Below are 11,131 nucleotides of genomic sequence, written 5' to 3' on the forward strand. Positions count from 1 at the left end.
TTCGGCTCTTGGCAGAAAACCTCCAGCTTCATGTCTGAGCAGAGGGTGAACAACGTATTGACACTCTACAACTAGGGTCGAAAGACATACGGGCACCTGTACACCGGGCGTGTTCGTTTGCCGGACACGCCGTTCGGAAGGCAGGGCGGCGCGTCGGGGCGTTTGGCGTCGGGCCGCTGCCGGAAAGACGCGTGCGGCAACGGCATGGCCCGCATACGAGCCGCCGGGACCGGGACAGGGAGCGGCGCGCCGCAACCATACACAAGGGGACTTGCGATGCCAATACTTCCCTCCGGCTATGTGCCGCCCCTCTGGGCGCGACAGGCGCACGTCAATACCATCTGGGCCGCCAAATGCCGCCGCGTGCGCTATCCCGAAGCCGGACAGCGCGAACGGGTGCGGCGTCTGCGACTGGAGACGCCGGACGGCGATTTCCTGGATGTGGACGAGCATCCGCCGGTGCGGGAGAGCGGCGCGGCGGAGGCGCGGGGCGTGGTAGTGATCTCGCACGGGCTGGAAGGGCACAGTCGCCGTCGTTATGTGCGGGGGCTGGCGGCCGAGCTGGTGCGGCGCGGCTTCCGGGTGCTGGCCTGGAACATGCGATCCTGCTCCGGCGAGCCCAACCGGACACGGCGGCTGTATCACATGGGCGAGACGGACGATCTGGCCCGTGTGGTCTCCCATGCCGAGACCTTCGGTCTGCCGGTGCTGCTGGCCGGGTTCAGCATGGGCGGCAACCAGATCTGCCGCTATCTGGGCGAGGCCCGGCGTTCGCCGCGGGTGTGCGCCGCGGCGGCGGTCTCCGTGCCCTGCGATCTGCCCGCTGCCGCGCAGGTCATGGCCGGGCCGGGCTGCCGTCTCTACATGCACTATTTCTTGCGTACCCTGCGGGCCAAGATGCGCGAGAAGGCGGCCCGCTTCCCCGATTTCCCCTCGCTGGACGGCATGGACGATTTCCGTACGTTCAACGAGTTCGACGAACGATTCACCGCGCCTCTGCACGGCTTTGCCGACGCCGCGACCTACTGGCGGGAATGCAGCGCCCTGCCCGTGTTGCCGCATATCGACATCCCCCTGTATATGCTGCTGGCGGCCGACGATCCCTTTTGCGCGCCGTCCTGCTATCCGTGGGCGGCGGCGCGGGACAATGCGCATCTTTTTCTGGAGGTGGCCCCCGGAGGCGGACATGTGGGATTTGTCAGCCGGGGAGAGGTCTGGTACAGCGAACGGCGCGTGGCGGATTTCCTCACCGCGCACGCGGACCGGAGCACGGACCGGTAGGGCGGGCAGCGTAAGGCGCGGACGGCGAAAAACGTGGGCGCGGCCCGTTGACGAACAAGGAGCGGAGATATGGCCGAAACGGCAAGGGAAAGCGGGGAACAGCGGTCGAAAGCGCTCGCCGGGGCGGCCTTCGGGTTCGTCCTGCTGCTGATCTGTTCCGGGCTTTTGTGGCGGTTGGAAAGCCGTCGCCCCGAAGGGGGAGAAGGCGGACAGACAGGGCCGTCCGTAGTGGAGATCGAGGCGGACGGGACCTCCGGGGCCGTTTCGCCCGACAGGCTCATCCATCTGACCGGCCGAGCGGACACGCCGGAAACGCTGACGGACCCCCTGACCGGCTCCACGGTGCGGGCGCTCGGTATCCGGCGGGAGGTGGAATACTTCCAATGGGTGGAGATCGTCCGTCCGGCGGCTTCCTCCTCTGACGGCGAGCGGGGAGCGGACGACTATGCCTATCATCAGCGCTGGGTCTCCGAGCCTGTGGATTCTTCCGCCTTCCATTCGGAGCAGGCGCGCCGCCAGTGCGCCAACATGACCCTTGTGCGCCTTCCCAACGAGGTCCGGTATGCCGGGGAGATCCGTCTCGGCGTCTATGGGCTGCCGTCCGGCCTTGCGGCTTCCCTGCCTGCCGAGGAACCGTTCATCATCTCTGTGCCGGACAACGTGCGGGAAGATCTCAACCGACAGGCGGCGCAGGCGCACCGCAGCGCCGGACGCGGCCCGCTCATGATCTCCAACGTGGTGCATACGCAGGGCGGCGTCATCTACATCGGCGCGGGCGGTACGCCGCAAAACGGCGATGTACGCATCATCTACAGTCAGATCCCGCCCATGCGGGCCAGTCTGTCGGGAGCCGTCCAAGGGACGGACATCATCGCTTGGCGCGGCCCCGACGGCAGGGAGATCTGCCGCCTGCTGCCGGGGACGCGGTCCGCGCGGGACATGCTGCCGGAACTGGCGCTGCCCGAAGAGACGTCGATGGTGGCGGTCTGGTTGCACAGACTTGCGACCGCCCTGACCTGCGCCTGCGCCTTCTTCCTCCTTCTGCGGCCGTTGTGGCAAGGGCGCGGCGGAGAAGAGGCGCAACGCCGCCGGACAAACAGGCTTTTGGGGGGCGGCAGTTTGTTGCTGGGGTTGCTGTGGACGGCCGCCATCGTCTGGGGAGCGCTGTAGGGCCTGACCGCGCGAGGCGTAGTTTGGGGGGACCGGGGACACGTTTGCGGGCCTCGGGATACCACTTGTTTTCTACCACCAGTAAAGGGGATAGCGGCGCGCGGCGGAAAGGTTGTTCACCACAAGGGCGATGCCCAGCATGAGGCAGGCTCCGGTCAGGCAGGGGACAAGGGCATACAGGTAGCCGAGCTGGCGGATGCCTTCGCCGCCGGTGACGGCAATGAGCGCCGTAGCCCCGCCGGGCGGGTGCAAGGTCTTGCTCAGGTGCATGAGGGCTATGGCCGTGGAGACGGCCAGGGCGGCAGCCAGCCAGAGCGGTTCGGGAACCAGCAGTCCGCAGCTCACGCCGGTCAACGCCGAGACAAGATGCCCGCCCACCAGATTGCGGGGCTGGGCCAGCGGACTTTGCGGCGCGCCGAAGGCCAGCACCGCCGAGGCCCCGAACGAACCGATGAGCAGCGGAAAACCCGTGTTGCCCGTGGCATAGCGCTCCAGCAGGGCAATAAGCGCAATGGCCAGACAGCTTCCCAGCCAGGAATGCAGGATCTCCCGTCCCGGGACTCGTGGCGGCGTTGGGCCGCCTCCTCGCATTTTGCGCAGCAGATACAGCATCCCCTCCTCCTTGCGTGTCGCCGCTCCGAAACGTTTTCGGTGTGCGGGCAGCTGTGCGGCGTCCGCCGGTGCGGACGCGGACAGGAAGCGTTCTATCCGTAAAGAGGGAGAGCGGCAGTGCGCAGGGGCACAGTAACGCGTTTTGCCTTTGAAAAAGGCAAAACGCGAGGCGGCGGCACAGCGTCGCCCGGCCCGAGATGGCGGAAAAACCGTGTTTTTCCGTGAAACGACAGGCCGTATGGTTGGAAACGTGGAGCGTTCCAACGGAAAATGCCCTAGGGCCTGTTAACACAAATTTTACAAACAATTTCAATAAATAAGCAAAACAGACTGTATGCACGCCGCTTGCTTTTGGGACGAGAGTACCCCGTGTCTCTGACTCTTCCCCGGTAAAAGCGCGCTGGGGAAGGGATGGGGGGCTTGGGGGGCAGGGGAACCCCTCCCGCGCTGGCGGCGACCCGACGGGCGGCCCGAAGGGCCGTGCCCGTTGGCGACGCAGGAGCCTTACGGGCATCGACAGCAGAGCGAGGGGTTCCCCTGCCCCCCAAACAAACAGCAAATAGGGTCAACAGGCCCTAATCCGTGTCGAACCAGCGGGCGATGCGTTCCCGCTGCGGCGTCTCGCCGTCGGGCACGAGGTTCAGGGCCAGCAACAGCTTGAGGCGGGCTTTGGCGGCGCTGAGTTCGCCGCCCATGATGACGCCGAGGCGGCGCTGTTGCACCATGCCGCCGTCGTAGGCGTAGACATCCAGCACACGGCCCCCGGTACGGGTGGCATTGACGATGATGACGCCGCGTTCCAGCGCTCGTTGCAGGGCGGGCATGGCGGTGGGCGGTACGTTGCCGCGTCCGAAACTCTCGATGACCAGCCCTTCGGCTCCGCGCGAGACGGCAAAGTCGATGAGGCTGCCGTCATCCCCGGTGACGATCTTGATGAGGTCGGCGCGCCGGTGCAGCCCGGCAGGCCAGAGGGTCTGCCGATGCAGGGGCGCGCGCCGGAAGATGAGGCGGTCGTCGTCCACGGTGCCGATGGGCCCCCACCAGGGGGACTGGAACGTGGCCACATTGGCCGCGTGGGTCTTGGCGGCCTCGCGCGCGGCGTGGATCTGGTCGTTCATGACCACCAGCGCGCCCATGTCGCGCGCCTGCGGGGACGCGGCCACGCGCACGGCGCTCATGAGGTTGCGGGGGCCGTCCGGGCCCAGCTCGTCCTCGGCGTGCATGGCGGCAGTGAGGCAGACCGGCTTGGGGCTGTCCACAGCCAGGTCGAGGAAGTAGGCCGTCTCTTCCAGCGTGTCCGTGCCGTGGGTGATGACCACGCCGGCCACATCCGCCTCGGCAAGGCGGCGGCGCACCAGCGCGGCCAGATCGTACATGCGTTCCGGGGTCATGGCCGGGCTGGGCAGATTGGAGAATTCGCAGACTTCCAGCGGACAGACCTGCCCCAGGCCGCGAACGCCATCCACCAGCTCGCTGCCGTTGAGGGCCGGGGTCGCGCCGCCGGTGGCGGCGTCATGCAGCATGGCGATGGTGCCGCCGGTAGTGATGACGACGACTTTGTGATCCATGAGGGCCTCCCTGACGGGTTCGCGTTTTTCTACGCCAATTGCCGCACGCGGCAGCGTCGTTGCAGCAGGGTCGCGTCGAGGCGGCTCATGGCGTCATGCAGGGCGATGCGGTAGCTGCCCGTGCCTGTGTCGTCTCCGAGCTGTTCGTGGGCCAGCTCGCCGCTGATGCCCATGCAGCACATGCCGCAGAGGGCGGCCTCCAGCGGCGCGGCGGGATTGGCGCCGCAGTGGCAGGCGATGACCCCGGCGGACATGCAGCCGGTGCCGGACAGGCGGGACATGAGGGGATGGCCGTTGTCCACGCCCCAGGCCGTGGCCCCGTCCGTCACGAGATCTATGGGGCCGCTGATGACGACGACCGCTCCGGTGGCCGCCTGCAGGCGGCGGGCAAGGACGAGGGCCTCGGCAAGCCGTTCTTCGCTGACCAGTTCGGCGGGGCAGGCATCCACGCCGCGCGCCGAGCCGACTCCTTCGGCCAGGAAGCGGATCTCGGAGATATTGCCCTTGATGACCGTGGGCCTGACGTGCTGGAGGATGTCGAGGACGAGCCGGTTGCGGAAGGCGGAAGCTCCGGCGCCCACGGGATCGAAGACCACGGGCCGTCCGAGCCGGTTGGCCGTTTTGCCCGCGGCGAGCATGGCCTCGTGCGTGCGGGCGCAGGGGGTGCCCATGTTGAGCACGAGCGCCGCGCACAGGCCGGTGATGTCCTCGCTTTCGGCGGGGTCATCGGCCATGATGGGGGAGCCGCCCGCGGCGATGGTGATGTTGGCGCAGTCGTTGACGGTCACATAATTGGTGATGAAATGCACCAGCGGTGTGGCAAGGCGCGTTGCCTGCCAGATGGCGGAAAGATCGAGCATACAGCCTCCCGAAAAAGAACGGAGGGCAGTATGCGTCAGGCCGGGAGCAATGGCAAGGGGCGGGGGAGGTCCGCCGTTGACAGTGCCCCCCTGGTTCCCCTAGGGTCAGGGCGCACCATCCCGTCTGCCGCAAGGCTGCCCGTTCCCGGCGATGCGCCCGGCCCAAACCAGGCGGAAAAACCGCGTTTTTCCCGCGAAACCACAGGCCGTATGGTTTGGGACGCAAAGCGTTTCGACCGAAAATGCTCCCGGGGCCTCGGCGCAGGCGGTCGCTTGTCCTGATTTTCTCAACGCCGCCGTGTAGGGCGGCATTTCTCACGGAAAGATCGCCATGAAAAGAAGTATCGCCGCTGTTGCCCTTGCCGTCCTGTGTGCCGCGCCCCTTTCCGCCGGAGCCGCGGAGATCGACATCGCGCGGATCCGTTGCAAGGACGTTCTGGCCCATGAGGAGCAGCTTCCGCTTATCCTGATGTGGGTCGACGGCTACATGAGCGCCGCCACGGACAATACGGTCTTCAGTGAGGAATGGATGGCCCGGCTTGCCACGCATATGGGCGTCTACTGCACGACGCATCCCCGAAATACGGTCATGGAAGCCATGGAGGCCATGCCCGCCGAAGAGGAGTAGACAGGGCGCTCCCCGCCGCCGACGGCATTTTTTCCGTGTCCGCCTTGTCGGGCACGTGGGACATCAGGCCGGGACGAGGCGGGGGATGTCCGCTCCGGCGGGCGCGTCGGACGGGGCGGACAGGGACAGGCGCTGCTGGAATTCCTCCACGGGCTGCGGGTGCGCCAGCAGGTAGCCCTGTACTTCCTGACAGCCCAGACCCGCCAGGATGTCCAGCTGGCGGTCACGTTCCACCCCTTCGGCCACGGTGGTGATGGACAGGTTGTGGCTGGCCATGATGAGCATGTGCAGCAACTTGGGCAGGCGGGGATTGTCCTCCAGTGAGGAGATGAGCCGCTTGTCCAGTTTGAGCACGGAAAAGTCCACCTCGGCCAGCGTGGCCAGATTGGCGTGAGCCACCCCGAAATCGTCGATGGCCAGATGATAGCCGCTGCGGGCGAGGCGACGGCTCATCTCCTGGACGCGCTCATGTTCCCGCGAGTCCGCGCTTTCGGTGATCTCCACCTGCAAAAGCTCCAGCGGTATGGCGTAGCGGTCGCGGATGCGCTCCAGCTGTTCCAGAAAATCCGGCATGACGAAGGTATGGCGCGAGAAATTGGTGGCCACGGGCACGACCGTGCGCCCCTCGTCCATCCAGAGGCGCAGATGGCGGCAGGCCTCCTCAAAGACGAAGAAGTCCAGCAGGTGGCAGCGGTGCAGGGACTCCAGCAGCGGGATGAATTGATCCGGCGGGACGAGGCGGCCGTCTTTCCGCAGACGGATGAGCACCTCGACGCCGCAGAGGCTCCTGTCCGCCACCTTGAACTTGGGCTGCCAGTACGTCAGGAAGTTGCCCTCGGCCAACATGCGCTCCAGCACGCCGGGGCGGGCCAGTTCCAAGATGTGGTCGCCTTCGGGCCGGTAGCGGCCGCTCACCCGGTGGCGGTAAAAGGCCTTCTTGTTGGCGAACATCTCCGCTTCGGCGCGGGTGTAGGCCGTCAGGGGCGATTCGCCGTCCGTGAGCCGGTAGCCGCCCACCGCCGCGGAAAAGTCGAGCGTGCCCGACAGGATGACCTGCATCCGCCGTACGGTCTCGTAAAAGACGTCCTTTCCCACATAGTTCCAGAGCAGGGCGAATTCGCCGCCGTTCAGGCGATAGGGATGCGCGCCGGCTTCCATGTCGCCCAGCAGAGCGGCCAGACGGATCAGCATGTCGTCGCCATGCTGGATGCCGTGTATCTCGTTGATCTTCTTGAGACCGTTCACCTCGATGATCACCACGGCCCCGCCGGGCGAACTGAGGTGCTGCACGTCATGCTGAAAGGCGCGCCGGTTGCCGAGACCGGTCAGAGGGTCGTGCCGGGAATGGTGTTCCAGCGTATTGAGCAGATGGAAACGCTCGATGGTGGCGGCCATGAACTTGCTGATGGCGGCAAGCGCCGTCCGGGCTTCTTCCACGCGGCTACGGGTCGGGTTCTCCACTTCGAGGAAGCCGGTAAGGCGACCGGAGACCACGAGGGGGGCGATGAGGAAGGAGGAGATGTCCCGCAGGCGTACGCCGTCGCAGGGATCCTGGCCCACGCCGATGCACATCCCGTCGAGCTGGAGGATATCCCCCCGGCGCAAGCGGGGCAGCCAGTCCGCATAGGCGGATTCGGGGAGGTCGAGCTGGCTTTCCCGGAGCTGAGCGATGTCCTCGCGCAGCCACTCATGCGTGTTGTTGGCCATCTGTTCCCGGATCTCAAAGATGGAGCAGCGATCCGCCTCCAGGAACAGGCCGATCTCTTCCAGCACCTGCAGGATGAGGGTATACGGATTGCCGGAATCTTCCGCCAGCAGGCGGGAGCAATGGCCGATGAGGCTTTCGGCCCCGCGTTCCCGTCGCATGAGCTGCCGCGCCCGCACCTGCGGGGTGGTCTCGCGGGCGATGAGCAGACGGGCCTTGCGTCCCTGCCAGGGAGCAAAGGCCTCGCAGATCTTGAAGTGGGCGTTGAGATGGGGCAGGTAGACCTGATCGCGCCGTCGAGAAGGCTGCAGGGTGCAGGCTTCGCAGGGAGTATCGCTGTCGTGAAAGACCTTGTGACACTTTTTCCCCGCAAGATCAGCTATCCTGAAGCGCTGACGGCAGGCGGCATTGGCATAGAGAAGGTCATGCGTCTCCAGATCGGCAACGTACACCAGATCCGTGAGCCCATCGAAGAAGTTGGCCAACATTGCAATGACTCCACATCAGGGGGACGGCAAGTCCGGGCGGGAGGCTTGTGGAAAAAGTCTCATATACGGTATGTTCTTTTGGGATGGATTTCAAGACCGGCAACCGCAGGGGCTCGTGCCGGAGCCGCGGACGATGTCGCAGCGCGGCGGGACCGCGGCATCCAGTTTTTTCCGGAACTCTTCCAGCGGCAAGGGGCGTGAAAAGAGGAAGCCCTGTACCTCGTGGCAGCCCATGCCGGAGAGGATGGCCAGCTGTTCGGGACGCTCGACGCCCTCGGCCACGGTGTTGATGCGCAGGGAATGGCTGGTCAGGATGAGCATCTCCAGGATCTTGAGCAGACGGGGATTGCTCTCCAGCGAGTCGATGAGTCGTTTGTCCAGTTTGAGGACGGAGAAGTCCACTTCCGCCAGTGTGGCCAGATTGGCGTGCGCCACGCCGAAGTCGTCGATGACCAGACAGAAGCCGTGCGCGTGCAGCTTGCGGGCCATGTCCTGAAAGACGGCCTGATCGGCGGCGTCCACGGTCTCGGTGATCTCCACCTGCAGCAGCGCGAGCGGTATGTCGTAGCGGCGGCGGATGGCCTCCAGCCTGTCGAGGAAATCGGGCATCACGAAGGTGTTGCGGGAAAAGTTGCTGGAAACGGGCACCACGGACCGCGCGTCGTCCAATCTGTGGCGCAGGAAGCGGCAGGCCTCCTCAAAGACGAAGTAGTCCAGCAGATATGTACGGTGCAGGGATTCCAGCAGGGGCATGAATTGTCCCGGCGCGAGCACCTCGCTGCCGTGCCGCAGGCGCACGAGCGCCTCGGCCCCGCAGAGGCGTCCGTCCTTCAGGCTGTACTTGGGCTGCCAGTAGGTGATGACCTTGCCGTCGTCAAGCATCTGTTCCAGCGTGCCCGGCTGGGCAAGACGCAGCATGTCGTCCATCTCCGCCCGGTAGCGACTGCCGCCCTGGATGCGGTAGTAGTCCTGTTTTTGGCGGTACATCTGCTTTTCGGCGCGGGTATGGGCCTGTCCGGGCCGATCGGCCGCCCCCATCCAATAGCCGCCCACAGCGGCGGAAAAGCCCAGGATCCCGGAAAAGAAGGATTCCAGCCGTTGCTGCGTGTCGGCAAAGGCCGCCTGGTCGATACTGGTCCAGAGGACGGCGAACTCCCCGCCGTTGAGCCGGAAGGCGCGCCCCGTCTCGGCCAGCTTGCCCAGCATGTCCCCGATACGGGCAAGCAGTTCGTCGCCGTACTGCATCCCGTAGGTCTCGTTGATCTTCTTGAGGCCGTTCACCTCGAGCAGCAGGATGGCGGCGCCGGGCCCGGAGAGGGCTTCCAGCTCCTGCCGGAACAGGTGGCGGTTGCCCAGCCCGGTCAGAGCGTCATGATGGGAATGGTGCGCCAGCGTGTTGATGAGGCGGAAACGCTCGATGGTGGAGCCCATGAACTTGCTGATGGAGGCCAGCGTGATGCGGGTCTCCTGCACACGGTGCGGCGCGGGATTGTCCACCCCCAGAAAACCGAACAGCTCGCCGGAGACGTTCAGCGGCTCCACGAGGAGCGACTTGACGCCCTGCGGCTTGAGATAGGCATATTCCACCGGGCTGATGCGGGCGATGTCCTCCACGTCGGGCAGGAAGACGCTGCTGCCGCTGTGCAGCGGACCGAGCCAGCGGGCATAGGCGGCCTGCGGCACATGCTGGAGGTTCTTCAGCTGAGAGGATACCCCGCTGCGGCACCACTCGTGCGTATTGCTGGCCGTGCCGCCGTGGATCTCGAAGATGTAGCAGCGATCGGCCTCGAGGAAACGCCCGATCTCCTCCAGCGTCATGTTGAGGAGCGTGTGCATGTTGCCGCCGTCATCGTTGAGCAGGCGGGCGCAATGGGCGATGAGCTGCTCGATGTCGCCGTGGAGGATAAGGCGCTTTTCCGCGACGTGATCGGTGATGTCGTAGGCGATCTCCAGACGGGCCTTGCGCCCCTGGAAGTCGATGACGGAATCGTAGAGATCGAAATGACGCTGGAGCAGGGGATTGAAACAGCTCCAGGCCCAGCGGCCGAACTCACGCAGCTTCTGGTTGGTGCAGAAGTCGCAGGGCTGGTCCAGCCCCTGCAGCACCTCGTAGCACTTGCGGCCCGTGCCGTCCTGGATATGGAAGCACTGCCGGCAGGCCCGGTTGGCATAGAGCAGATCGTACGTTTCCAGATCCGCGATATAGACAAGGTCGTCAAGACCATCAAATGCGGTGGCCAGCATGAGACTACTCCGACATCACAGGGGGGGACAGGATGCCTGGAAAAACATGCAGTTCACAGCGCCTTCAGGGGGAGAGGCCCTGCATATGGATAACTGCGGGAAAGGTATCTCTTTTTCCTGCGAACCACAAGGGGGAGGGATGCTTTCCAGGCGTTTTTTTCGACGTTTCGCAGGGGCTGGCGGAGAAAGCCCTTTCCCTTTGGGGGAAAATGGGCTAGTGTGGCTCGTGCCTCATAAAAAGCGTTATTTCGATCCGCGTGCCCCATCTTGCCGGGGCGTGCCCTTTCCGTCGCGGGAAAGGTGCGGTCGGATGCGCCGCCGCACGCCGGGGAGCCCTCTGGGCAACGACTGCCCCCGGCGCGGGCACGGAGGCAGGGCGAAGCGCGGGAAATGCGGGGCATTTCTCCGGTGCGTCGCAGGCCCCGGAAAGGCATCGTCCTTCCGGGCGGCCGGCGGCGCGTCTTCACCCGTACAGGGAGCCGGGGCCGCGAGGCCCTGCTGCCGCATACAATGGCCGGGTCTTCCGGCCGGTCATCATCAAGCCGTTTCGCATGGAGTCGCGTATGGAAACGAAA

General features: G+C 65.5%; 8 protein-coding genes. 3 read left to right on the forward strand and 5 right to left on the reverse strand.

The annotated features are described in order from the left end of the window. The first annotated feature begins 276 nt into the window (after positions 1 to 276). Together Q0K00_RS09845 and Q0K00_RS09850 are read left to right on the forward strand one after the other, a co-directional pair. A complete protein-coding gene (locus tag Q0K00_RS09845) occupies positions 277 to 1,281 on the forward strand; it encodes an alpha/beta fold hydrolase (protein WP_297229055.1) in 1,005 nt (334 codons plus the stop codon). Positions 1,282 to 1,350: 69 nt separating this feature from the next. Beyond that, positions 1,351 to 2,451, forward strand: coding sequence for a TMEM43 family protein (locus tag Q0K00_RS09850; RefSeq protein ID WP_297229056.1), 1,101 nt, complete (start codon positions 1,351 to 1,353; stop codon positions 2,449 to 2,451). 72 nt (positions 2,452 to 2,523) lie between these two features. Here Q0K00_RS09850 and Q0K00_RS09855 read toward each other — a convergent pair whose 3' ends face one another. The 3 genes from Q0K00_RS09855 to thiM form a co-directional block, all read right to left on the reverse strand. Beyond that, positions 2,524 to 3,063, reverse strand: a complete 540-nt coding sequence (locus Q0K00_RS09855; protein ID WP_297229058.1) for an HPP family protein — start codon at positions 3,061 to 3,063, stop codon at positions 2,524 to 2,526. A gap of 575 nt (positions 3,064 to 3,638) precedes the next feature. After that, positions 3,639 to 4,631, reverse strand: coding sequence for an asparaginase (locus Q0K00_RS09860; protein WP_297229060.1), 993 nt, complete (start codon positions 4,629 to 4,631; stop codon positions 3,639 to 3,641). Positions 4,632 to 4,660: 29 nt separating this feature from the next. Next, complete coding sequence (gene thiM, locus Q0K00_RS09865) at positions 4,661 to 5,491, reverse strand: hydroxyethylthiazole kinase (protein ID WP_297229062.1); 831 nt, start codon at positions 5,489 to 5,491, stop codon at positions 4,661 to 4,663. A 331-nt stretch (positions 5,492 to 5,822) separates the two neighbouring features. On the opposite strand from thiM, the gene Q0K00_RS09870 reads away from it, so the two are divergent. Beyond that, the gene (locus Q0K00_RS09870) at positions 5,823 to 6,119 is read left to right on the forward strand and encodes an HdeA/HdeB family chaperone (protein ID WP_297229064.1); all 297 of its coding nucleotides are present in this window, start codon (positions 5,823 to 5,825) and stop codon (positions 6,117 to 6,119) included. 63 nt (positions 6,120 to 6,182) lie between these two features. Here Q0K00_RS09870 and Q0K00_RS09875 read toward each other — a convergent pair whose 3' ends face one another. Together Q0K00_RS09875 and Q0K00_RS09880 are read right to left on the reverse strand one after the other, a co-directional pair. Further along, entirely contained in the window at positions 6,183 to 8,312 is a 2,130-nt protein-coding gene (locus Q0K00_RS09875; RefSeq protein WP_297229066.1) for an EAL domain-containing protein, read from the reverse strand. A 90-nt stretch (positions 8,313 to 8,402) separates the two neighbouring features. Further along, positions 8,403 to 10,556 (reverse strand): GGDEF and EAL domain-containing protein, encoded by a 2,154-nt coding sequence (locus tag Q0K00_RS09880; protein WP_297229068.1) that lies wholly within the window; start codon positions 10,554 to 10,556, stop codon positions 8,403 to 8,405. Between the last annotated feature and the right edge of the window lie 575 nt (positions 10,557 to 11,131).

The organism is uncultured Desulfovibrio sp., from assembly GCF_944327235.1.
Lineage (GTDB): Bacteria > Desulfobacterota > Desulfovibrionia > Desulfovibrionales > Desulfovibrionaceae > Desulfovibrio.